Genomic DNA, 22,535 nt, shown 5'->3' with positions numbered 1-22,535 from the left:
CCCTCCCCTCGCACCCACCCCCATCCCCGTCCCCAGCGTCATCCCTCAGCCCGGTGCCACCGCCGCCCGACGCCCGGGCACGGCGCGCGCCCCGACCACCCGGTCCATCAGGGCACCCAGCACATCGCGCACCGAGCCCCGTTCCCGCGCGTCGCACTCCAGCACCGGCACGTCGGCGCTGAGCCCCAAAGCCTCCCGGACTTCGTCCAGTTCGACCCGCTCGGCCCCGTCGAAGCGGTTCACGGCGAGGACGAACGGCGCGTCCTGGGACTCGAAGTAGTCGACGGCGGGGAAACTGTCCTCGATGCGCCGGGTGTCCGCGAGGACCACGGTGCCCAGCGCGCCCTCCACCAGGTCGTCCCACAGGAACGAGAAGCGGTCCTGGCCGGGCGTCCCGAACAGGTACAGCGCGATGGACCGGTCGAACGAGATCCGCCCGAAGTCGAGCGCGACGGTGGTCGCCGTCTTGGACTCGACGCCCTCCAGCGAGTCGATCCCCACCGACACCTGGGTGATCGCCGCCTCCGTGTCGAGCCCCTCGATCTCGGAGACGGCCCCGATGAACGTGCTCTTGCCGACCCCGAGCCCCCCGCTCACCACGATCTTCACGGCAAGCGGCACGATGTTGTCAGAGCGACCGGGCATGATCCGTGTCCTTTCGCACATCCGCGTCCTCTCCGGGAGATACGTCCCCGGGCGGCCCACCGCTCACCACGCCGACGCCCGCCACGGACGATGAGCGCCTACACACGGCACGTGATGAGCCCGTACGCACGGCATATGACGGCGCGTCAGCACGAGCAGTCACAGGCGCAGCACTCACAGCACTCACACGCTTCACAGCAGCCGCAGTCACAGTCGCAGCCGTCGCGGCACCATCCCTCACGCTTCTTCCTCGACCACGGCCCCTCGAACTCGTCGGCGCAACACACCTGGCAGGTGCAGCACAGCCCGAGCGCGACCGCACACCCGGCCAGAAAGCCCCGCTTGCCGGGCACGTTCGGACCCCCGGGCCCCTGAGGCTCATGGGGCCCCTGGGGTCCCTGAGGTCCCTGAGGTCCCTGGGTGACGTACGGCCCGGTGGGTGGCGGCCCGAAGGCTCCCTGCGGCCCGGGGGCGTGCGCGTGGCCACACGAGGACGTGCCGAACGCCCGGTCCACCGACCGCTCCAGTTCGTGGGCGAGCAGCAGATGTGCCAGCCTGCCGTCCTCGAACTCGATGTCGCGCAGGGCGAGCCGGATGCCGAGCAGGGCGTCGTCGGCGATGCGCCGGGCCTCGGTGAGCGGGGTGGCCGTGGCCGTCAGCGGGTTCCAGGCACCGGCCGCCGCGTCCGCCGCCCGGTCCTCGACCGCGTCCAGCAGATGCGCGAGCCGTCCGAAGAGGCGGCCGGCCTCGGCGAGCGGCACGACGTTGCCGGGCCGGCCCGCCAGGACCGCGGTGTGCGCGAACGCGGCGGCGGTGGCGGTCTCGGTCGGCTCGGTGACGGTTCGCAGCGAGGTGCCGGGACCGGCGAGCGCCTCGACGCCGGTCTGCCGCTCCACGGCGTCGACGAGGACGGCGGTGTCGAACCCGACGGCGGCCCCGCCGCGTTCCCCGGCCCGCCCCCAGCGCGCGGCGACCCTGCGCGCGGCGACGGCGACCGGCCGCCGCGCCAGCAGCCCGTCCCGGTCGGCGACGTGGTCGCGTACCTTGGCCGAGGCGAGCACCAGTGAGACGGCGGCGGCGAGCCGCGCGCCCTCGCCCTGCGCGACGGACGCGGTGCGCATCCCGCGCAGCGGGCACGGTCCGGCCGTGCGCCGCCACCCGTCGGCCGCGGTCCGCTCGGCCTGAGCCTCCGTCAGAACCGATATGAGCAGCCCGTCGTAGTTGGTGACGACCCGCGCGAACTGCCCGTGGTCGCCGCGCAGCGCGAGACAGAGCCCGCACAAGTGCGCCATCCACTGGGTCTTGAGACCCGCACCGAGCCGATGACCGCACGGCCTGACGATTCCGAACACGACAACCCCCGTCGTCCTTGGGACATTGAGCTGCCGCATGTTATCGACCGATTGTCAGGCCGGAAGGAGGCCGTAAGGAGGTGTTCGGTTCACCCGGACGCACCGTACGTCACCCATCCGCCACAAAGAATCATATTTCACTCACAGTCAGCAGCCGTACGCTGCACGACCCTTGGGGGGCGCGGGCTCTCGACGTATTCGCTGTGCACCAGTACCGTCACAAACCCCCCGCGCGGCGTCTATCCACTTGGCGCGACCTCCGCATCATGGACGACCATGGGGAATGCGGATAGCAGAAAGACCGCTGTGACCGCTGTGAGAGGAGGCGTCCATGGGATCGGTGCGCAAGGCGAGTGCCTGGCTTGGCCTCGTCGACGACAACGATGACGAGCGTTACTACGACGACGACTATTCCGAGGGGACCGACTCCGGGGACGCCTGGGTCACCGACCCTCGGGTAAAGGTGGCCACGGACACGGCCGAGGAGAAGGGCCGCCGGATCGGCACCGTCACCCCGGACAGTTTCCGGGACGCACGGGCGATCGGTGAGCTGTTCCGCGAGGGCGTGCCGGTCATCATGAACCTCACCGCCATGGAGGCGGGCGACGCCAAGCGCGTCGTCGACTTCGCGGCCGGGCTGATCTTCGGCCTGCGGGGTTCGATCGAGCGGGTGTCGACGCGGGTGTTCCTGCTGACCCCCGCCAACACGGAGATCGTGAACGGAGACCCGTCCGCGCATCGGGCGGACGGTTTCTTCAACCAGAGCTGAGGCAGGGCCGCTCACCGGCCCTGCCTCGGCCCTGGGCCGGGTCAGCGGAAGGCGTCGAGTCCGGTGAGCGCCTTGCCCAGCACGAGCTGATGCATCTCGACCGTGCCCTCGTAGGTGAGGACCGACTCGAGATTGGTCGCGTGCCGCATGACGGGGTATTCGAGCGAGATCCCGTTCGCCCCGAGGATGGTGCGGGCGGTCCGGCAGATCTCGATCGCCTCCCGTACGTTGTTGAGCTTGCCGAAGCTGACCTGCTCGGGGCGCAGGCGGCCGGCGTCCATCCGCCGCCCCAGATGATGGGCGAGCAGAATGCCCTTGTGCAGTTCGACCGCCATGTCGGCGAGCTTGGCCTGAGTGAGCTGGAATCCGCCGATGGGCCGCCCGAACTGCTCCCGGGTCTTCGCGTACTCGACCGCGGTCTCGAAACACGAGCGGGCCGCGCCCATCGCTCCCCAGACGATCCCGTAGCGCGCGTGGGACAGACAACTCAGCGGCCCGCGCAGCCCGGTGACCTCCGGCAGCACGGCGTCGGCGGGCAACCGCACGCCGTCGAGGACGAGTTCGCTGGTCACGCTGGCCCGCAGGGACCATTTGTGCTTGATCTCGGGGGCGTTGAACCCGGCGGTGTCGGTGGGCACGACGAAGCCGCGGATGCCGCCCTCCGTCTGCGCCCACACGACGGCGACGCCGGCGACGGACCCGTTGGTGATCCACATCTTGCGGCCGTCGAGCACCCAGTCCGAGCCGTCCCGCTTGGCGTACGTCCGCATGCCGGCGGGGTCGGAGCCGTGGTCGGGTTCGGTGAGCCCGAAGCACCCGATGACCTCACCGGCGGCCATCCGCGGCAGCCAGGCCTGCTTCTGCTCCTCGCTGCCGAAGCGGTGAATGGCGTACATGGCAAGGGAGCCCTGCACGGAGACGAGGGAGCGGATGCCGGAGTCGGCGGCCTCCAGCTCGAGACAGGCCAGCCCGTACTGCACGGCGCTCGCGCCCGCGCATCCGTACCCGTCGAGCGACATCCCGAGCGCCCCGATCCCCCCGAGCTCCCGCGCAAGCTCCCGGATGACCGGCAACTCCCCGCTCTCGTACCACTCGCCGACATACGGCAACACCCGGTCCGCCGCCCACCGCCGCACGGTATCCCGGACCGCAAGATCCTCCGGCTCCAGCAGATCGTCGATCCCCAGCGGATCAACGGGATCGAAGGCCGGCAACTTCGAGGACGCGGACATAAAAAGATCCTCCGACAGAAACCAAAAACTAGCACCGTTAGTCAAATATCCCACCCGACGTTACGACCCACCAACGCCAACGTCCAGTACACCCGAACCACGCCCAGCACACGCCACCCCCACCAGCCCACCACCTGCCAGGCCCACGCCGACCCTGCCACGCCAGACCCACGCCAGCCCCGCCGGGCCCACACCCCACACACCCAGCCCGGCACACGCCGAGTGCACACCCACGCCACCAGACCCACACGGGCCCACGACGCCAGGCCCGCACCCACCAGACCGGGCCTGCGCCCCACACCCCCAGTCCCACACGCCCAACACACCAGCCCACGCCGACCCGCCACGCCACGCCAGGTCCGTGCCTGCCACGCCAGGCACGCCTCATACCCCCAGTCCGACACACGCCCAACACACACCTCACCCCCCCTTCACTCCCCTTCGGCCCCGCAGGCCGCAGGCCGCGAGCCGCGAGCCGCGAGCCGCGAGCCGCGAGCCGCGAGCCGCGAACGGTGGCGCGCCGCCGCGGGCAACGCTCACCTCTCGTCCAACAGTCACGGGTGGTGCGTGGGTGGGAGATTTACACCGAGACGCGGGACTCTGTGACTTCCCTGGGCCCCGGGACCGGCACCTCCACGGACGCGGCCTCACCCTGCATCGCCCTCGGCAACCGCACCGCCATCACCGCCCCCAGCAACAACAACCCCGCACTCACCAGCAACGTCACATGCAATCCGTGCACAAAGGAATCCCGCGCCGCCCGACGCAGGGCACCCCCCGCCGGCCCCCCGAGCCGCCCGGCAACCTCGTAAGCCTCGCCCAGCGAATGCCCCGCCGCGGCCGACGCCGACGCCGGCACCCCCGGCACCGACGCGAGCCCAGGCACGTACGCCGCGTTCATCACGCTGCCCAGCAACGCGATCCCGATCCCCGCCCCCAACTGGTACGACGTCTCCCCGATCGCCGCCGCCCCACCCGCCTGCTCCGGCGGAGCCTCACTCAGCATCGACTCGTACGCCGCGAACAACGTCGTCTCCAGCCCGAAGCCCAGCAGCACGAACCCGAACAGCAACAGCCCGGCGTTGTCCGACCCGCCCATCGCGGTGAGCGTCAGCACCGCGACCGCGGTCAGCACGAACCCCCCGCACACCATCCGCCGCGGCCCGAACCGCCGCAGCAGCCGCGCCCCCGCCAGCCCCGCCGCCATCGCGGCGATCGTCAGCGGCAGCAGTCGTAGCCCCGTCTCCAGGGGAGAAAGACCCAGCACCAACTGCAAGTACTGCGCCGCGATCAGCTCCAGGCCGACCAGCGCCAGCATCGCCAGCACGATGCACCCCACCGACGTACTGAACGCCGGCCGCCCGAACATCCGCAGGTCCACCAGAGGATGCACGCGCCGCCGCTGACGTCGTACGAACAACACGATCAGCACCGCGCCCACCAGCAGCGGCACCATCGTGAACGGCCCCAGCTCGCCGCCGCCCAGCCGCTTCACGCCCAGCACGACGGCGAACAGTCCCGCCGCCGCCGTCAGCGCGCCGACCACGTCCCACGGGCCGTCCCCCGCGCCGCGCGACTCGGGCAGCAGCAGCCGCCCCACCGGCAGGCTGACCAGCATCAGCGGGATGTTGACGAGGAAGACCGAGCCCCACCAGAAGTGTTCGAGCAGGAAGCCGCCCAGCAGCGGACCCACCGCCGCGCCGACCGCGGCCACCGCGCTCCAGATGCCTATCGCCAGCGCCCGTTCACGCCGGTCCGGGAACACCTGCCGCAGGATCGACAGCGTCGCCGGCATGATCATCGCGCCGCCCACGCCCAGCAGCGCCCGCGCCACGATCAACGTCTGCGCGCTCCCGGCGAACGCCGCCAACGCGGAGGCGACGCCGAACAGCGCGTACCCGAGCAGCAGGATCCGGCGGCGGCCCACCTTGTCGCCGAGCGTGCCGAACAGGATCAGCAGCGAGGCGCAGACCAGCGGATACGTGTCCACGATCCACAGCAGCTCGATCGCGCCGGGCCGCAGGTCCTCGGTGACGGCGGGCACCGCCACATGCAGCACGGTCGCGTCGACGGCGACCAGGAGCAGGCTGACGCACAGCACCACCAGGACGACCCACCGGTTGGCACCGGCCCCGGCCGCCCGACGGCGCAACCCGAGAACGGCGGCCGTGGTCGTCCAGGACATGTACGTACCTCCCAGGTGATCCCTCGGTCCGGCGGGCTCACGGGGTGGGGACTCCCCGCGACTCGGCCGGAGAGGAGCGGTGGTCTCCGGCCCGCGCAAACGAACACGAGTGGAACGCAGCGTACGCGAGTTCGCGCCTGGGCCACGTGGCGGACCTCTCACACCCCACGGGCAACCCATGTGGCGTACACCACTGCCCAGACACACTCCAGACGCACCCCAGACACTCCCCCGGCACTCCACGCACCGCTCTTCACACGCGCCCCCGCACGCGCCCCACACGCTCCGTCGGTCCCCGCCGATAATCGAGCCTGTGACCGATCTTGAGACACGCGCGACGCCCCCCGGCTCCGCGACCCTGCGCCGGGCGGCCCCCGCCCTTCTGGGGTACGCGGCCGTGCGCGCCCTGGGCCTGCTGGCCCTCGCCCTGTGGAGCGCCGCCCGCGACAAGAACGCGTTCACCCTGCTCACCGCCCGCTGGGACGCCCTCTGGTACACGCGGGTCGCCGAGCTGGGATACGGCTACGAGGTACGGCTGCCGAACGGCGACATCCACTCCAACCTCGCCTTCTTCCCCCTGCTCCCCTGGCTGGAACGGCTCCTGCACGCGGCGACCCCGCTGTCGTACGCCGACGCCGGCTTCGTCGTGTCCCTGCTCGCCTCGCTCGCCGCGGCCTGGGGGATCTTCGCGGTCGCCGATCACGTCTACGGGCGCCGGGCCGGGGTGTGCGCGGTGCTGGTGTGGGCCGTCCTGCCCGTCGGGATCGTCCAGTCGATGGCGTACAGCGAGTCGCTGTTCACCGCGCTGGCCGCCTGGTCGCTGTACGCCGTGCTCACCGACCGCTGGGTGACCGCGGGAACCCTCGCGTCGTTGTCCGGCCTGACCCGCCCGGTGGGACTCGCCGTCGTCGCGGCGGTATGGGCGGCCGCCATGACGCCCTCCCTCCGCGACGGGAACTCCTCCGCGACGTCCACACCCGGCGCACCCTCCCACCGGCGCGCCCTCGGCATGCTCCTCGCCCCCCTCGGCGCGGCCGGCTACGTCCTGTGGGTCGGCCACCGCACCGGCCACGGTCCGCTCGGCTACCTCGACGTCCAGGCGGGCTGGCGCAACGGCTTCGACGGCGGGTACGCCTTCGCCCGCTTCGTCGCCGCCAAGTTCACGTCCTTCCCGTCGGCCCTCGCCGGCCTCGGACTCGTCGTCGGCGTCGCCCTGCTGCTGTGGCTGTACGTCACCTGCGTACGGCAGCGTCAGCCGCTCCCGCTGCTCGTGTACGGGGGTGTCGTCCTCGCGCTGGCCCTGTGCGCGTCGAGCTACTTCGGCTCCAAGCCGCGCCTGCTGCTGCCCGCGTTCCCGCTGCTGCTGCCCGCCGCTCTGGCCCTGGCCCGGCTGCGGACGTCCAGGGCGGCGCTGCTGCTGGGGTGTGTCGCGGTGGCCTCGGCCGGGTACGGCGCGTGGTGGCTGAACGGCTCCGGTCCTCCGTAAGAGGACTCCTGCTTTTCAGTGAAACCTTTCATAAGTTCCCTAAAACTATCCCCTGGAATGATCAAAGGAATTGAAGGAAACGGCGTTCGACGAATAATGATTCCAGAGGGATAAACACCGTTCTGAGAGCAATCCCACATCACATCGTCATCACAAAGCGGCGGAATCGGCCGGGTCCTGAGCTCACTCGCTGTAACGTCGTTTAGGTGCGTACCGAACAAAACCTCACCCGTCTGGACCGGGTGTTCGCGAGGCTCGACCGTGAGCCGGAACGACCGGCCCACATCGATGTGCCGAAGATGAGCAGGCACCGGGTCGCCCTGCTCGCCCTGACCCTGGCCTTCTACCTGGCGATCGTGTGGCTCGTGGTGATCACCTCGTGGCTCGTGCGCTTCGACTGGCAGGTCATGTTCTTCCGGCCGTACCAGCAGTGGCCCGAGATCCACGCGTTCCTCGACTACTACGTGGTGCTGGGCCAGCGTGGCCCGACCGCCGTGATGGTCGCCGCCTGGCTCGGCTGGCGCTCCTGGCGGCAGCACACCCTGCGCCCGATGCTCACCCTGGGCGCGTCGCTGCTGCTGCTGAACATCACCGTCGGCGCGGCGAAGCTCGGCATGGGCCGGCTCGGCCCGCACTACGCGACGACCATCGGTTCGAACGAGATGGGCCTGGGCGGCGATATATTTCCCAGCGGCCACACCGCCAACGCCGTCGTGACCTGGGGAATCCTGGCGTATCTGGCCTCCACGCCGAGGGCTCGCCGCTGGCTGTCCGCGGTGTCCGCGGTGGTCTCGCTCGGCGTCGGCCTCACCACCGTCTACCTCGGTACGCACTGGCTGAGCGACGTGGTGCTCGGCTGGGCGGCTGGTCTGCTGGTCCTGCTTGCGCTGCCCTGGTGCGAGCCGCTGATCGCCCGCGCCGAGGTCTCGATCTTCGCCCTCCGCGACCGCCGGCGCGAGCGCCGCTCCGCCACGGCCCCTGTCCCGGTTCCGGCGGCCCCCACTCCCGCCCCCGCTCCGGTCGCCGTACCCGTGTCGCTCAAGCCGCGCGCGATGGTCCAGGAGGAAGCTCCGGCCGCCCATGAGCCGGTCGCTCCGGCCCGTGCGCCGCGCGCGCCGGTGTATCTGGCCCCCGGCCCGCACACGACCCGCTCGGAGCGCACGCCGGTCACCCCGGTCGGCAGCCGCCGCCCACCGCACGCCGACCGCCTCCCGCGCACGGCACCGACCCCGGCCCCGGCCCGCCCCCTGACCGGCGGCTGACCTGCACGAACCCTGCCCCACAACGGCGGGACCCCGGTACGCACAACCCGGTCCCGCACCCGAAAGGCCCCGGCCCCTGGAGCAATGAATTCCAGGAACCGGGGCCTTCGCCGTACCCGAGTACCTCTAGCAGCCGTAGCGCCTGTAGCGCCTACGGGGATTGCCTGTCAGCCCTTCCAGGCGCGGGCCACATGTCCGTCCCGTACCTCGAAATTCAGCCGCCCGAAGCGGTACTCCATGGTGATGATCGTGCCGGGCGCCAACGCGCGCACCGTCGACCATCCCCGTTCACGCGCGAGCCGCTCGGCCCGTGCGGCCTCGAGGCCGACGTACCCGTCCGGACTGTCCTGGGGCTCCGCTGGCGGAGTGGGATTCGGTGCCATACGGCCACGCTAGGCCGCGAGCCGCGCTCTCGGAACCCCGGCCCCCGGACCGGTGCCGCGGATCACTCCGGTCACACTTCTGTCACAGGATCACGACACGCGTTTCGTCGAACTCCATCACACGTACGAGCGGTTTCGTACGCCTTACGCGCGTATTCGAACGCAATTCCCGCGTGTCGTCCGATGGCCTCGAATAACCGGCCGAAAAGCGCCCGGAGAACCTCCCCCGACCCTCGCCGCATTCCGAATCCACGCAAGATCGCGCGACCTGACGGACCATAGGAAATGCACGGCTCCCCCACACGTCCTCCGTACGCCCCCGGCACAACCGCGGCGGCCCCACCCGGTCGCCGCACCGGATGGGGCCGCCTCGTCCCGCGGGGGGGAAACGGTCAGAGCATGAGGCGCTGGCCGGGCACGATCAGGTCGGGGTCGCCGCCGACGACGGCCTTGTTCGCGGCGTACACCCGCTGCCAGGTGAGCCCGTGCCGGTCCGCGATGGTGCTGAGGGTGTCGCCCTGCCGGACGGTGTAGTCACCATGCGACGTACCGCGGGACGTACCGCGCGAGGTCTCGCTCGTCGAGCGCTCCGACGACTGCGACGACTCCGACGCCTCCGTCCCCTTCGAGGAACTCGACCTGGAAGAACCCGACTTCGACGAGCCGGAGTAGGACTTCGAGGAGCTCGACTCGGTGGAACCCGACGTACCGGAGGACGAACTGCCCGTCCCGCTCGACCCGTTCGTCGGTGCGCTGCCGTACGCTCCGGCGCGCGCCGAGCAGGTCGGCCACGCGCCCCACCCCTGCGCGTTCTGCACCTTGGCGGCGATGGAGATCTGCTGTGCCTTGCTGGCCTTGTCGGCGGTGGACGCGTAGGCGGTGCCGCCGTATGCGCGCCAGGTGCCGGCGGAGAACTGCAGTCCGCCGTAGTACCCGTTGCCGGTGTTGATGGACCAGTTGCCGCCGCTCTCGCACTGGGCGATGCGGTCCCACACCCCGCCGTCGGCCGCCGCGGCGTTGCCGGTCGCGGAGAGCAGTCCGAGGGGGGCGAGGAGTATCGCCCCGGCGAGGACCGCCGCCCTGCGTGACGACGTGCGGGTGTGGATATCGGCACATTCGGACATGTGGATCCCTCTCTACGGACCCGGGCTTCCCCCTGGCCGGAGCGCTTCGGCCGCGCAAGCACGCGGTCGTGGCGCTCCGCCCCGTCCACCGGCGGTCGTACTGCGCGTCCTCCGGACTCTGTGTCCGGACTCCGCGCGGCCGGCGGACGTACCCGAGCGGTGCAAGCTGCACACGGCGGAGCAATCTAGGGACCCTGACGACCCGTTATCAACCAACTACCTGTTCTCCCAGGCCAGTTACTGGTTACCGTTGGTAGCGGCGAATTCCGGCCACCTACTTCATCCGCCCATTTCGCGTTTTGTCGACCAGCCACTCGAACAAACTGTGAGTCAGTTCACCGGACCAAGTTCCGTAATCTCCCTGTTACTTGACATGGAGTGTCCGATTCCGCACGCAGCGTGATCACGTGCGCAGGATGGTTCGATTACGTCGGCCGTGCAGCGTGACTCCCGCCACAGCTCGCCCGTTGTCTTCTTCATGAGCCGGGGACCCACCCGGACCACGAGCCGGAGCCCACCCCGGCCTCGCCCAAGCACCGCATCCGAGGGAGTCACCCGTGCCGCGCATGCTCGACGTCAGCGACGAGGTACGCGCCGAGATCGGCGACGAAGAAGCCGACCGGCTGCTCGCCGGAGACAACGCCCCGGGCAGTTACGACTGCACGTCCTGCCGCACCCCGGGCGACTCCGAGAACGAACGCACCAGCACCGTCCTGTTCATCGGCGACGAGACCGCCGTCCTCGCCTTCGCCCACTCCACCTGCCTGCCCTCGCAGGTCGTCCAGGTCACCGAGGAGCAACTCCAGGGCGCGGTCCGCTCCATCAGCGGCGACACCGTCGACCTGGACCCCGCCAAGGTCATCCCCGAGCAGGCCGTGCTCGGCGTGACCAGCGGACTCGTCCTGATCGCCGGAGAGTTGCACCCGGCCCTGGTCGTCGAGCCGACCGCGCCCATCGTGCGGCCCGGCACCACCGGCGCCGGCGACGACTTCCTGCCCCTCCTCATCGAGCAGGGCTTCATGCCGCTGAGCCAGCTCACCGAGGTCCCGCCGGTGCAGCACGGCTGGTCCGTACTGCTCGCGATGGGCCAACTACACGCCGTACTGCAGCCGTCGGCCAACGGCGGGCAGCCGGTCGCCTGGTGGCAGGCGCATCAGCCGTTGCAGGTGACGGAGGGCTGGCGGGCCGCCGCCAACAAGCACCAGCAGGTCCTGATGTTCGCGGCGCCGGTGGGCTCGATCGGCCGCCAGCCCCGGGAGGACCTGCTGCGGGACGCGCTCGACAAGTCCGCGGCGAACGGGCAGTTGGTGGGCGCGGCACTGCCGCTCGCCGGCACCTGAGTCCACGCACGGCGCGGGGCCGCACGCAGGTGCGGCCCCGCGCCCCTGCGCGCGCGCCGCACAACCGCATCCCTTCCCGTACCGCGTCGTTTGGACATACGTGCACACCTACGACGTTCCCCGCCGCCCGTCCTACCAGTCGATCCCGTCCGCGCGACCGGCCCAGGACTCCCAGGGCGGCCCATCGGCCACGCCGATCTACGACGCGCTCTACTCCGAGTACGTCAAGACGTTCCGCTCGCTGCCGGGCGACCGCAGCGGCGAGGACGACCTGGGGTTCACCGCCTTCGGGAACATCCCGCACAGCACGGGCTCGTGCGCGCCGCCCCGCCCGGGATCGTTCAGCAGCTCCTACAGCGCCTACAGCGCGGGCGCGCAGAGCGCGCGGCACGGGATCGGGCAGCAGTCCCAGTGGCAGCGGGTCGGGCAGCTCGGCCAGCCGCACCCGCCCACCGCGATGCACCACATCCCGGCGGCACTCCCCGCGGCGCTCCCGCCGGCGCCCCGCAGGACCTTCTGATCATGGTTGAGGGCGGCACCCGTCACGGGTGCCGCCCTCAACCATGTGACCGCTCGTTCCGCTTCTGCTGCTACTTCTTCTTGTTGGCGCCGCGCTTCTCGCGCACCCGCACCGAGATGTGGATCGGGGTCCCGTCGAAGCCGAACTCCTCGCGCAGCCGGCGCTCGATGAAGCGCCGGTAGCCCGCCTCGATGAACCCGGAGGCGAACAGCACGAAGCGCGGGGGCTTGGTGCCGGCCTGGGTGCCGAAGAGGATGCGGGGCTGCTTGCCGCCGCGGACCGGGTGCGGGTGGGCCGCCACCAGCTCGCCGAGGAAGGCGTTGAGGCGGCCCGTGGGGACGCGGGTCTCCCAGCCGGCGAGGGCGGTCTCGATGCCCGGAACCAGCTTCTCCATGTGCCGGCCGGTGCGCGCCGAGACGTTCACCCGGGGCGCCCACGCGACCTGGGCGAGCTCGGTCTCGATCTCGCGCTCCAGGTAGTAGCGGCGCTCCTCGTCGAGGGTGTCCCACTTGTTGAAGGCGAGGACGATCGCACGGCCCGCGTCGACGGCCATGGTGACGATCCGCTGGTCCTGGACCGAGATGGACTCGGAGGCGTCGATCAGGATGACCGCCACCTCGGCCTTCTCGACGGCGGCCGCGGTGCGCAGCGAGGCGTAGTAGTCGGCGCCCTGCTGGAGGTGGACGCGCTTGCGGATGCCCGCCGTGTCGACGAACTTCCAGGTGATGCCGCCGAGTTCGATCAGCTCGTCGACCGGGTCACGGGTGGTGCCCGCCATCTCGTTGACGACGACGCGCTCCTCGCCCGCCACCTTGTTCAGCAGCGAGGACTTGCCGACGTTCGGGCGGCCGATGAGCGCGACACGGCGCGGACCGCCGACGGCGGTGCCGAAGGTCTGCTCGGGCGCCTCGGGCAGCGCCTCCAGGACGGCGTCCAGCATGTCGCCGGTGCCGCGGCCGTGCAGCGCGGAGATCGGGTGCGGCTCGCCCAGGCCCAGGGACCACAGGTAGGACGCGTCGGCCTCGCCGCTCTGGCCGTCGACCTTGTTGGCGGCGAGCACGACGGGCTTGCCGGCCTTGCGCAGCAGCCGGACGACCGCCTCGTCGGTGTCGGTGGCGCCGACCTTGGCGTCCACGACGAAGACGACGGCGTCGGCCGCCTCGATCGCGTACTCGGCCTGCGCGGCCACGGAGGCGTCGATGCCGAGGACGTCCTGCTCCCAGCCGCCGGTGTCGACGACCTTGAAGCGGCGGCCCGCCCACTCGGCCTCGTAGGTGACACGGTCGCGGGTGACGCCGGGCTTGTCCTCGACGACCGCCTCGCGCCGCCCGATGATCCGGTTGACGAGCGTCGACTTGCCGACGTTCGGGCGGCCGATGATGGCGAGGACCGGCAGCGGCCCGTGCCCGGCGGCCTCGATCGCCCCCTCGACGTCCTCGATGTCGAAGCCCTCGACGGCGGCGAGCTCCATGAACTCCGCGTACTCGGCGTCGCCGAGCGCCCCGTGATCGTGCTCGAAGCCGTCCGAGCCGTCGGGCTGGGTGTGGTCGTTCATGAAGTGCGTCCCTCGTCGTTCATTCGTGGTGATCGGTGGAGCACCCGATCCGTCCGGGTTGATCCACTACTCGGTTATTCGGTTTACCGGTTTTACTCGGTCAAGTCGGTCAAGTCGGTTTTCAGTGTCGCTCAGCGCCCGGTGAGGCGCCTGGCGTTTTCCAGGTGGGCGGCCAGATGCTTCTGGATGCGTTCGGTCGCCTCGTCCAGTGCCTTGCGGGTACGGCGTCCGCTGCCGTCGCCCGCCTCGAACGGGTCGCCGAAGACGACATCGACGCGGGAGCGCAGCGGCGGCAGCGCCTTTATCAACCGTCCGCGCTTCTCGGAACTTCCCAGCACGGCGACGGGCACGATCGGCGCCCCGCTGCGGACGGCGAAGTAGGCGAGCCCGGCGCGCAGGGCGGCGAAGTCGCCCTCGCCCCGGCTGCCCTCCGGGAAGATGCCCAGGACCCCGCCGTTCTCCAGCACGCCCAGCGCGCGGGTGATGGCCGTGCGGTCGGCGGTGCCCCGGTCGACCTCGATCTGGCCGACGCGGGTCATGAACCGGCCGAGCGGGCCGATGAACGCTTCCTTCTTGACCAGGAAGTGCGAGGCCCGGGGCGCGACGCCGATGACCATCGGGCCGTCGACGTTGTGGGAGTGGTTGACGGCGAAGATCACCGGGCCGCTCGCGGGCACCTTCCAGGCGCCCAGCACGCGTGGCCGCCACAGCCCGTACATCAGGCCGACGCCGATCCGCCGCCCGACCTCGGCGCCCCGCTCGGAGGGCACGGACGCAAGGCTCACCGCACGGCCCGCTTCTCCTCGACGAGGGTGACGACGCACTCGATGACCTGGGTCAGCGTCAGCTCGGTGGTGTCCACCTCGACGGCGTCGTCCGCCTTGGCGAGCGGTGAGGTCTTGCGGGAGGAGTCGGCCGCGTCCCGCTTGATCAGCGCCTCGCGGGTGCTGTGCACGTCGGCGCCCTTCAGCTCACCGCTGCGGCGGGCGGCGCGGGCCTCCGGCGAGGCGGTGAGGAAGATCTTCAGATCGGCGTCGGGCAGCACGGTCGTACCGATGTCGCGCCCCTCGACGACGATGCCCCGCTCGGCGGAGGCCGCCAGCGCGCGCTGCAGCTCGGTGATCCGGGCCCGCACCTCCGGTACGGCGCTCACGGCGCTGACCTTGGAGGTGACGTCCTGGGTGCGGATCGGGCCGGCCACGTCGAAGCCGTCGACCTCGATGGTCGGCGCGGCCGGGTCGGTGCCGGACAGGATCTCCGGCTTGCCGGCGACGGCGGCGATCGCCGAGGGGTCCTCGACGTCGATCCCGTTGCTCACCATCCACCACGTGATCGCCCGGTACTGGGCACCGGTGTCCAGGTAGCTCAGCCCGAGCTGGGCGGCCACGGCCTTGGACGTGCTCGACTTGCCCGTGCCGGAGGGGCCGTCGATGGCGACGATCACGGGCTGGGTGGCGCCGTTTTCCACGGGGGGACACCTTCCTGGTGCGAGGCGGTGGATGCACGGGACACGATCGTGCCCCGCACAAGGTTACCGGGCACCAGTCACCCTTCCGGCCGAGGTGCGCATCAACCAGCCCGTCCGGCGCTTGAGGACGAGGCCCCTTAAGGGCCGAAGCGGGGGCCTGGGGGCGGCAGCCCCCAGCGACGCCCACACCAACACCGGGTGCCTACTGCCGGATACTCCACCCTCGCTCACGCAACGCCGAAGAAAGAACCACCGCGGACTTCGGCTCGACCCACAACTGCACCAGCCCCGCCTGCTGCCCCGTCGCATGCTCGATGCGGACGTCCTCGATGTTGACCCCCGCCTGCCCCGCGTCCGCGAAGATCCGGGCCAACTGCCCCGGCTGGTCGTCGATCAGCACGGCGACCACCTCGTACACCCGCGGCGCGGCCCCGTGCTTGCCGGGCACCCGCACCTGGCCCGCGTTGCCGCGGCGCAGGACGTCCTGGATGCCGCCGACGCCCTCGTCGCGCTTGGCGTCGTCGGAGGACTGCAGGGCGCGCAGCGCCTGCACCGTCTCCGCCAGGTCGGCGGCGACGTCGGTGAGCAGGTCGGCGACCGGCCCGGGGTTCGCGGACAGGATGTCGATCCACATCGCGGGCTCGGAGGCGGCGATCCGGGTGACGTCCCGGATGCCCTGCCCGCACAGCCGTACGGCGGCCTCCTCGGCGTGCTCCAGGCGCGCGGCGACCATGCTGGACACCAGGTGGGGCATGTGGGAGACGAGCGCCACCGCGCGGTCGTGGGCGTCGGCGTCCATGACCACCGGGACGGCCCGGCAGTGCGAGACCAGCTCCAGGGCGAGGTTCAGCACCTCGGTGTCGGTGTCCCGGGTCGGCGTGAGGACCCAGGGTCGCCCTTCGAACAGATCACCGGTCGCGGCCAGCGGCCCGGACTTCTCCCGCCCCGACATGGGGTGCGTGCCGATGTACGCCGACAGGTCGAGGCCGAGCGCCTCCAGCTCTCGGCGCGGCCCGCCCTTGACGCTGGCCACGTCGAGGTAGCCGCGGGCCGCCCCCCGGCGCATCGCGTCGGCGAGCACCCCGGCCACGTGGGCGGGCGGGGCGGCGACGATCGCGAGGTCGACCGGGCCCTCGGGCGCCTCGTCGGTGCCGGCGCCGAGCGCGGCGGCCGTCCGGGCCTGCCCGGGGTCGTGGTCGGCGAGGTGGACGACGACGCCCCGCTGGGCGAGGGCCAGCGCGGCGGACGTGCCGATCAGCCCGGTTCCGATGACGAGCGCGGTCCTCACTGGGCGATGTCCTTGCGCAGGGCGGCGGCGGTGCCGAGGTAGACGTGGCTGATCTCGGCGCGCGGCCGGTCGGACTCGACGTGCGCCAGGATGCGGACGACGCGCGGCATGGCGCCCTCGATGTCGAGTTCCTGGGCGCAGATCAACGGCACGTCGACGATGCCCAGCTTGCGCGCGGCGGCCGCCGGGAAGTCGCTGTGCAGGTCGGGCGTGGCCGTGAACCAGATGCTGATCAGGTCGTCGGCGCTGAGGGAGTTCCGTTCCAGGACGGCGGTGAGCAGGGCCCCGACCTGCTCGTCCATGTGCCCGGCCTCGTCCCGCTCCAGTTGGACGGCTCCCCGGACCGCTCGTACCGCCACGGCGCTGCTCCTCGCTGATCTGGTGATGCAGGTGATGCATGTGCTGCGATGCAATGACGCATCAAGCGTAGTCAGCCCGCGGCGGTCCGGTGCGCGCCGCCCGCGTGCCGAGACGGAGTGCGCCCGTACGCCCTTTACGGCGGGTGCGGCCTGCGCTCTCATGGCACTCTGACGGCAGGACACCCGCATCGGGGAAGGCCCGGCATGAAGCGTCCAGGACCCCTGCTCACCCTTCTGGCGGGACTGGTGCTCGGCCTGTTCCTGCTGACGCTCAACGTGACGACGGGGACGAAGACCGTCTCGTCCACCCAGCAGGAGAAGCAGCAGGAGAAGTCACCGAGCCCGACCACCACCTCCCCCGCACCCACGTCCACCCCCTCCCGCACCCCGGCCACGGCCACGGACGCCGACTACGCCGGTCGTACCGCCGACGACGCGGCGGCGATCGCCGTCTCCGTCCGTGACGGCAGGGCGATCGCGTACTTCTGCGACGGCCACACCCGGGAGTCCTGGCTCAAGGGCGACGTGCGCGGCGACGGCACGCTGAAGCTCACCGGGAAGAACGGCGCGAAGCTGGACGGCACGCTGCGGGACGGCAAGCGGATCGACGGCACGGTCGACGTCGGCGGCGGCCACCACGCGTTCACCGCGGACCGGGCGACGAAGCCGTCCGGGCTGTGGCGGGCGACGGCCACCGTGCGCTCCGCGAAGATCGACGCCGGCTGGATCGTCCTGAAGGACGGCACCCAGGTCGGCATCGTCACCCGCGACGGCGAGCCCTCCCCCGCACCCCGCATCGACCCGGCCACCGGCGCGGTGACGGTCGACGGACAGCAGCTCACCGCCCGCCCCGCAACCCCCTGACCCCCTGACCCCCTTCGAGCAGGGAGCTGTCATGACCGTGGACCCGAACGCCGCCACCCAGGGTTTCCCCGCCCCCGAGCCCGCGCGGCGCGGCCCGCACCCCGCCCGCTACCTGGTCCCGGCGCTCGTCGCCGCCGCGGTCGCCGTCGCCCTCGGCGCGTACGGCAAGGTCCACGACCCGGCCGGGACGGCGTTCAACCTGGCCGGCTTCAGCAGTACGGGCGCGGTGAAGTCGTGGCTGGCGACGGCCGCGATCTTCTTCGCCCTGGTCCAGGTCGTCTCGGCGCTGATGCTCTACGGGAAGCTGCCGGGCCCCGCCTGGTCGGGCACGCTGCACCGCTGGTCGGGCCGCGCGGCGTTTCTGATCGCCGTCCCGGTTGCGGTGCACTGCCTGTACGCGCTTGGCTATCAGACATATGAAACGCGTGTTTTGTGGCACTCCGTCCTGGGTTGCTTCTTCTTCGGCGCCTTCAGTGCCAAGATGCTGCTGCTCCGCTCGGAGCGACTCCCCGGCTGGCTGCTGCCGATCGTCGGCGGACTCGTCTTCGCCACGCTCACGATCATCTGGCTGACCTCGGCCTTCTGGTTCTTCCGCACTTTCGGAGTGACGACATGACTCTCCCCGCGACACGGCGCACGGTTCTCCTGGCGACGGGCGGCGCGGCAGCGGCGCTCACGGCGGCCTGCAGCAACTACGGCGACAACAACTCGTCGTCCTCGTCCTCGTCCGAGAAGTCGGCCGCGGCCGGCCAGGAGCTGGCGAAGACGACCGACATCCCCTTGGGCGGAGGCAAGATCTTCGGGGCCGAGAAGGTCGTCGTCACCCAGCCGACCAAGGACGACTTCAAGGCGTTCTCGGCGATCTGCACGCACCTGGGCTGCACGGTCGGCAGCGTCGCCGACGGCACCATCGACTGCCCCTGCCACGGCAGCAAGTACCACATCGCCGACGGCTCGGTGGCCCACGGCCCGGCGCCCAAGCCGCTGCCCGCGAAGCAGATCACCGTCGAGGGCAGCACGATCAAACTGACCTGAGCCGCCCCCGTCACCGATGTGCCGACCCCGACGGATCAGCGGCTCACTGGTCCCAGAGCGCCCCGAGCGTCACCAGTTCCCCCTGGTACTCGATCCGGTCGGCCCACGCGGTCGGCCAGGCGTCCGCCCCGGCGTACGCGCCCGCGAACGCGCCCGCCAGACAGGCGATGGAGTCGGAGTCCCCCGACGAGCAGGCGGCCCGGCGCAGCACGGTCACCGGTTCGTCGGGGAAGAGCAGGAAGCACAGCAGGCCGGAGGCCATGGCCTCCTCGGCGATCCACCCCGCCCCCGTCGCCAGGCACGGGTCGGTCTCGGGCGACGGGTCGCGCAGCGCCTCCTCGAGCCGGTCCAGCACGCCCAGGCAGTCGTCCCAGCCGCGCGCCATGAAGTGCTCCGGGTCGGGGTCCTGGCTGCCGGTCCACAGGTCGCCGAGCCAGCGGTGGTGGTAGTGGGTGCGGTTGTCGAGGGCGTACGTGCGCAGCAGCCCGACCAGCGCGGCCGGGTCGGCGCCCTGGGTGAGCAGCCGTACGGCGTGGGCGGTGAGGTCGGAGGCGGCGAGCGCGGTGGGGTGGCCGTGGGTGAGGGCGGACTGGAGCTGGGCGGCCCCGGCGCGCTGCTCGTCGCTGAGCCCGGGGGCGAGGCCCAGCGGCGCGACGCGCATGTTGGCGCCGCAGCCCTTGGAGCCGATCTGGCTGGCGTCCTGCCACCGGCGTTTGTCGTCCTCGAGGAGGTCGCAGGCGGTCAGGCAGGTCTGGCCCGGGGCCCGGTTGTTGTCGGGCGAGCGGTTCCAGTCGACGAACTCCTTGCGCAGCGGCTGCGCCATGCCCTCGGGGGTGAGCAGCCCCCGGTCCATGGCGGTGCGCATGGCCCGCCCCACCGCGAGGGTCATCTGCGTGTCGTCGGAGACGAAGGCGCGCGTGGGCAGTTCCATCTCGCGCCACGGCCCGCACTTGGCGAGGATCGACGGGACGTCGTTGAACTCGGTCGGAAACCCGAGCGCGTCCCCCAGCGCGAGCCCCAGCAGGGAGCCGGTGGCGCGCTTGCGGACGGCGGTGGTCGAGGTGGTCATGCGGGGCGTCCTTCCGGGGGCGGTCGCAGCAGGGGCGGGTGGAGTGTGGTGGCGGTGCCCGCGCGGTAGAGGGCGGCGGGTTTGCCGCGGCCGCCGGTCAGCCGGGCGGCGCCGGGCACGGGTTCGACGAAGCCGGGGGTGGCGAGCACCTTGCGCCGGAAGTTGGGGCGGTCGAGCGCGGTCCCCCACACCGACTCGTAGACCTGCTGGAGCTCCCCGAGGGTGAACTCCGGCGGGCAGAACGCGGTCGCGAGGCCGGTGCGCTCGAACTTGGCGCCGACCCGGTCGTGGGCGTCGGCCAGGATCCGGTCGTGGTCGAAGGCGAGCGGCTCGACCCCGTCGTACGGCAGCCAGCGCGCCTGCGCCACGTCGCCGCCGCCGGTCGGCTCGGGGGCGTCGGGCAGCAGGGCGGCGAAGGCGACGGACACGACCCGCATCCGGGGGTCGCGGTCGGGCTCGCTGTAGGTGCGCAACTGCTCCAGGTGGAGCCCGGAGACGTCCTTCAGGCCGGTCTCCTCGGCGAGTTCGCGCCGGGCGGCCGTCTCCGCGGACTCGTCCGGCAGGACGAAGCCCCCGGGCAGCGCCCAGTGTCCGGCGTACGGCTCGTGGCCGCGCTCGATGAGCAGCACGTGCAGGGCGCCCGCGCGCAGCGTGAGGACGGCGAGGTCGACGGTGACGGCGAAGGGCTCGTAGGCATGCTTGTCGTAGGCGTCGTTGCCGTGGCCCCACATGACGAACACCCCCTCTTTATAGTCATCACGACTATAAAAAGGGGGTGCGTCGCGCACAAGCCCTCGGATCCTCAGGAATCCCTAAAGATCAGGAATCCCGCATCCCTAGAGGTCGACTTCCTGCATCAGCATGCCGACCTCGGTGTTGGACAGGCGGCGCAGCCAGCCCGACTTCTGGTCGCCCAGGGTGATCGGGCCGAAGGAGACGCGCACCAGCTTGTCGACCGGGAAGCCGGCCTCGGCCAGCATCCGGCGCACGATGTGCTTGCGGCCCTCGTGCAGGGTGACCTCGACCAGGTAGTTCTTGCCGGTCTGCTCGACGACCCGGAAGTGGTCCGCCTTCGCGTACCCGTCCTCCAACTGGATGCCGTCCTTGAGCTGCTTGCCCAGGTCGCGCGGGATCGGGCCCACGATGTGCGCGAGGTAGACCTTCTTCACGCCGTACTTGGGGTGGGTCAGCCGGTGCGCCAGCTCGCCGTGGTTGGTGAGCAGGATGACGCCCTCGGTCTCGGTGTCGAGCCGGCCCACGTGGAACAGCCGCGTCTCACGGTTGGTCACGTAGTCGCCGAGGCACTGCCGGCCCTCGTTGTCCTCCATCGTGGAGACGACACCGGCCGGCTTGTTCAGCGAGAAGAACTGGTACGACTGGGTCGCGACGGTCAGACCGTCGACCTTGACCTCGTCCGTCTCCGGGTCGACGCGCTTGCCCTGCTCGAGCACGATCTCGCCGTTGACCTCGACCCGCGCCTGCTCGATCAGCTCCTCGCAGGACCGCCGGGAGCCGTAGCCCGCGCGCGCGAGGATCTTCTGCAGCCGCTCGCCCTCCTGCTCCGCGCCCGGGAAGGTCCTGGGCAGCTTGACGTCCTTCTTGCCCGCGTACCGCTCGCGGTTGCGCTCCTCGGCCCGCGCCTCGTACTCACGGGAGGTCGCCGGAACCGAACGGCCGCGGCCGGTGCCCTGGCTCTGCTTGGGCCCGCCCTTGGCGCCGCCGCGCGCGGAAGCGCCGCGCCCGGACTTGGGGCCCTCGTGGTTCCCGCCCGGCCCTACGTCGTAGCGGCGCTCCTCGGGACGGGGCTTGCCGGCGCGCTTCGGCCTGTCGTCGCGGTCGCGCCCGCCCCCGCCCGTCGGCTGGGAGCCGCTCCCACGGGAGTTGCCGCCGGCACCGGTCCCGCGGGAGTTGCCGCCACCGCCGGTCCCGCGGGGGCCAGCGCCCCCACCGGTTCCCCGGGGCTTGCCGCGCCCGCTGTTCCTGCCACTGCCGCTACCACTGCCACTGCTTCGCATCAAAGTTCCGTCGTCGTCGTGTCGTCTGCATCTGCGTCCGGTGCGTCCGGATCGAACGACGGGACCCCTTCCAGCGTCTCGGCCTCGATCGCCTCCGCCTCGGGGAGAAAGGGCGCGAGCTCCGGGAGCTCGTCCAGGCCGCGCAGGCCCATCCGCTCCAGAAAGTAGTTCGTCGTCCTGTACAGGATCGCACCTGTTTCGGGTTCCGCGCCCGCCTCCTCGACCAGACCCCGCTGGAGCAGCGTGCGCATGACACCGTCACAGTTGACTCCGCGCACCACGGAGACCCTGCTGCGGCTGACCGGCTGGCGGTACGCGACGACCGCCAGGGTCTCCAGCGCCGCCTGGGTGAGCCGGGCCTGCTGCCCGTCCAGGACGAAGCCCTCGACGGCCGCCGCGTACTCGGGCCGCGTGTAGAACCGCCAGCCGCCCGCGACGAGCCTGAGCTCGAAGCCGCGCCCCTGCGCGGTGTACTCGTCGGCCAGCTCGCGCAGCGCGCCGGCGACCTGCCGGCGGGGCCGCTGGAGGATCTTCGCGAGGTGCTCCTCGGTCGCGGGCTCGTCGACGACCATCAGGACGGCCTC

General features: G+C 71.4%; 23 protein-coding genes. 8 read left to right on the top strand and 15 right to left on the bottom strand.

All coding sequences use genetic code 11. From position 1 onward, the window contains the following. Positions 1-45: 45 nt before the first annotated feature. Positions 46-645: a GTP-binding protein gene (locus BMZ82_RS30025; RefSeq protein ID WP_093780544.1), complete on the bottom strand. Its 600-nt coding sequence runs from the start codon at positions 643-645 to the stop codon at positions 46-48. Positions 646-791: 146 nt separating this feature from the next. After that, positions 792-1,997, bottom strand: a complete 1,206-nt coding sequence (locus tag BMZ82_RS30020) for a DUF5685 family protein (protein WP_177244723.1) — start codon at positions 1,995-1,997, stop codon at positions 792-794. A 331-nt stretch (positions 1,998-2,328) separates the two neighbouring features. Here BMZ82_RS30020 and BMZ82_RS30015 point away from each other — a divergent pair, with 331 nt between their 5' ends. Further along, a complete protein-coding gene (locus BMZ82_RS30015; protein WP_093780542.1) occupies positions 2,329-2,766 on the top strand; it encodes a cell division protein SepF in 438 nt (145 codons plus the stop codon). 41 nt (positions 2,767-2,807) lie between these two features. Here BMZ82_RS30015 and BMZ82_RS30010 read toward each other — a convergent pair whose 3' ends face one another. Both BMZ82_RS30010 and BMZ82_RS30005 read right to left on the bottom strand, forming a co-directional pair. Further along, complete coding sequence (locus tag BMZ82_RS30010) at positions 2,808-3,998, bottom strand: acyl-CoA dehydrogenase family protein (RefSeq protein WP_093780541.1); 1,191 nt, start codon at positions 3,996-3,998, stop codon at positions 2,808-2,810. Between the two features lie 580 nt (positions 3,999-4,578). Then, complete coding sequence (locus tag BMZ82_RS30005; RefSeq protein ID WP_093780540.1) at positions 4,579-6,183, bottom strand: MFS transporter; 1,605 nt, start codon at positions 6,181-6,183, stop codon at positions 4,579-4,581. A 313-nt stretch (positions 6,184-6,496) separates the two neighbouring features. Here BMZ82_RS30005 and BMZ82_RS29995 point away from each other — a divergent pair, with 313 nt between their 5' ends. Continuing rightward, positions 6,497-7,669 (top strand): glycosyltransferase family protein, encoded by a 1,173-nt coding sequence (locus BMZ82_RS29995; protein ID WP_177244722.1) that lies wholly within the window; start codon positions 6,497-6,499, stop codon positions 7,667-7,669. Positions 7,670-7,875: 206 nt separating this feature from the next. Continuing rightward, complete coding sequence (locus BMZ82_RS29990; protein WP_093780538.1) at positions 7,876-8,931, top strand: phosphatase PAP2 family protein; 1,056 nt, start codon at positions 7,876-7,878, stop codon at positions 8,929-8,931. A gap of 167 nt (positions 8,932-9,098) precedes the next feature. Here BMZ82_RS29990 and BMZ82_RS29985 read toward each other — a convergent pair whose 3' ends face one another. Together BMZ82_RS29985 and BMZ82_RS29980 are read right to left on the bottom strand one after the other, a co-directional pair. After that, a complete protein-coding gene (locus BMZ82_RS29985; protein WP_093780537.1) occupies positions 9,099-9,314 on the bottom strand; it encodes an I78 family peptidase inhibitor in 216 nt (71 codons plus the stop codon). A 392-nt stretch (positions 9,315-9,706) separates the two neighbouring features. Next, the gene (locus BMZ82_RS29980) at positions 9,707-10,438 is read right to left on the bottom strand and encodes a LysM peptidoglycan-binding domain-containing protein (protein WP_093780536.1); all 732 of its coding nucleotides are present in this window, start codon (positions 10,436-10,438) and stop codon (positions 9,707-9,709) included. A 557-nt stretch (positions 10,439-10,995) separates the two neighbouring features. On the opposite strand from BMZ82_RS29980, the gene BMZ82_RS29975 reads away from it, so the two are divergent. Then, positions 10,996-11,778, top strand: a complete 783-nt coding sequence (locus tag BMZ82_RS29975; protein ID WP_093780535.1) for a hypothetical protein — start codon at positions 10,996-10,998, stop codon at positions 11,776-11,778. A 100-nt stretch (positions 11,779-11,878) separates the two neighbouring features. Next, complete coding sequence (locus BMZ82_RS29970) at positions 11,879-12,298, top strand: hypothetical protein (RefSeq protein ID WP_093780534.1); 420 nt, start codon at positions 11,879-11,881, stop codon at positions 12,296-12,298. A gap of 70 nt (positions 12,299-12,368) precedes the next feature. Here the strand turns inward: BMZ82_RS29970 and der are convergent, their stop codons facing one another. The 5 genes from der to aroH form a co-directional block, all read right to left on the bottom strand. After that, complete coding sequence (gene der, locus BMZ82_RS29965; RefSeq protein WP_093780533.1) at positions 12,369-13,853, bottom strand: ribosome biogenesis GTPase Der; 1,485 nt, start codon at positions 13,851-13,853, stop codon at positions 12,369-12,371. Positions 13,854-13,984: 131 nt separating this feature from the next. Continuing rightward, positions 13,985-14,638, bottom strand: coding sequence for a lysophospholipid acyltransferase family protein (locus tag BMZ82_RS29960; RefSeq protein WP_177244721.1), 654 nt, complete (start codon positions 14,636-14,638; stop codon positions 13,985-13,987). Further along, positions 14,635-15,321, bottom strand: a complete 687-nt coding sequence (gene cmk / locus BMZ82_RS29955; RefSeq protein WP_093780532.1) for a (d)CMP kinase — start codon at positions 15,319-15,321, stop codon at positions 14,635-14,637. The genes BMZ82_RS29960 and cmk overlap by 4 nt, the downstream gene beginning before the upstream one ends. Positions 15,322-15,523: 202 nt before the next feature. After that, positions 15,524-16,609, bottom strand: a complete 1,086-nt coding sequence (locus tag BMZ82_RS29950; RefSeq protein ID WP_093780531.1) for a prephenate dehydrogenase — start codon at positions 16,607-16,609, stop codon at positions 15,524-15,526. Then, positions 16,606-16,968 carry a chorismate mutase gene (aroH, locus tag BMZ82_RS29945; protein WP_093780530.1) on the bottom strand — a complete coding sequence of 121 codons (363 nt, stop codon included), beginning with the start codon at positions 16,966-16,968 and terminating at the stop codon, positions 16,606-16,608. The genes BMZ82_RS29950 and aroH overlap by 4 nt, the downstream gene beginning before the upstream one ends. A gap of 204 nt (positions 16,969-17,172) precedes the next feature. Between aroH and BMZ82_RS29940 the strand changes: the two genes are divergently transcribed. Genes BMZ82_RS29940 through BMZ82_RS29930 form a run of 3 tightly spaced genes read left to right on the top strand, consistent with a single transcriptional unit; the run spans position 17,173 to position 18,867 of the window. Beyond that, positions 17,173-17,832 carry a hypothetical protein gene (locus BMZ82_RS29940; protein ID WP_093780529.1) on the top strand — a complete coding sequence of 220 codons (660 nt, stop codon included), beginning with the start codon at positions 17,173-17,175 and terminating at the stop codon, positions 17,830-17,832. A 31-nt stretch (positions 17,833-17,863) separates the two neighbouring features. Continuing rightward, positions 17,864-18,448: a DUF6529 family protein gene (locus BMZ82_RS29935; RefSeq protein ID WP_093780528.1), complete on the top strand. Its 585-nt coding sequence runs from the start codon at positions 17,864-17,866 to the stop codon at positions 18,446-18,448. Beyond that, positions 18,445-18,867 (top strand): Rieske (2Fe-2S) protein, encoded by a 423-nt coding sequence (locus BMZ82_RS29930; RefSeq protein ID WP_093780527.1) that lies wholly within the window; start codon positions 18,445-18,447, stop codon positions 18,865-18,867. The genes BMZ82_RS29935 and BMZ82_RS29930 overlap by 4 nt, the downstream gene beginning before the upstream one ends. A gap of 43 nt (positions 18,868-18,910) precedes the next feature. Here the strand turns inward: BMZ82_RS29930 and BMZ82_RS29925 are convergent, their stop codons facing one another. The 4 genes from BMZ82_RS29925 to scpB form a co-directional block, all read right to left on the bottom strand. Beyond that, on the bottom strand, positions 18,911-19,936 hold the full coding sequence (locus BMZ82_RS29925; RefSeq protein ID WP_093780526.1) for an ADP-ribosylglycohydrolase family protein: 1,026 nt from the start codon (positions 19,934-19,936) through the stop codon (positions 18,911-18,913). After that, the gene (locus BMZ82_RS29920) at positions 19,933-20,667 is read right to left on the bottom strand and encodes an NUDIX hydrolase (protein ID WP_093780558.1); all 735 of its coding nucleotides are present in this window, start codon (positions 20,665-20,667) and stop codon (positions 19,933-19,935) included. Before BMZ82_RS29920 ends, BMZ82_RS29925 begins: the two co-directional genes overlap by 4 nt. A gap of 105 nt (positions 20,668-20,772) precedes the next feature. Beyond that, on the bottom strand, positions 20,773-21,951 hold the full coding sequence (locus BMZ82_RS29915) for a pseudouridine synthase (protein ID WP_093780525.1): 1,179 nt from the start codon (positions 21,949-21,951) through the stop codon (positions 20,773-20,775). Then, positions 21,951-22,523, bottom strand: coding sequence for an SMC-Scp complex subunit ScpB (gene scpB / locus BMZ82_RS29910; RefSeq protein WP_256252184.1), 573 nt, complete (start codon positions 22,521-22,523; stop codon positions 21,951-21,953). Before scpB ends, BMZ82_RS29915 begins: the two co-directional genes overlap by 1 nt. Positions 22,524-22,535: the final 12 nt, after the last annotated feature.

The sequence above is a fragment of the Streptomyces sp. yr375 genome (assembly GCF_900110755.1).
Classification (GTDB): Bacteria; Actinomycetota; Actinomycetes; order Streptomycetales; family Streptomycetaceae; genus Streptomyces.
The sequence above is the reverse complement of the archived record's forward strand: the minus strand, read 5'-3'. Positions and strand labels throughout refer to the sequence as shown.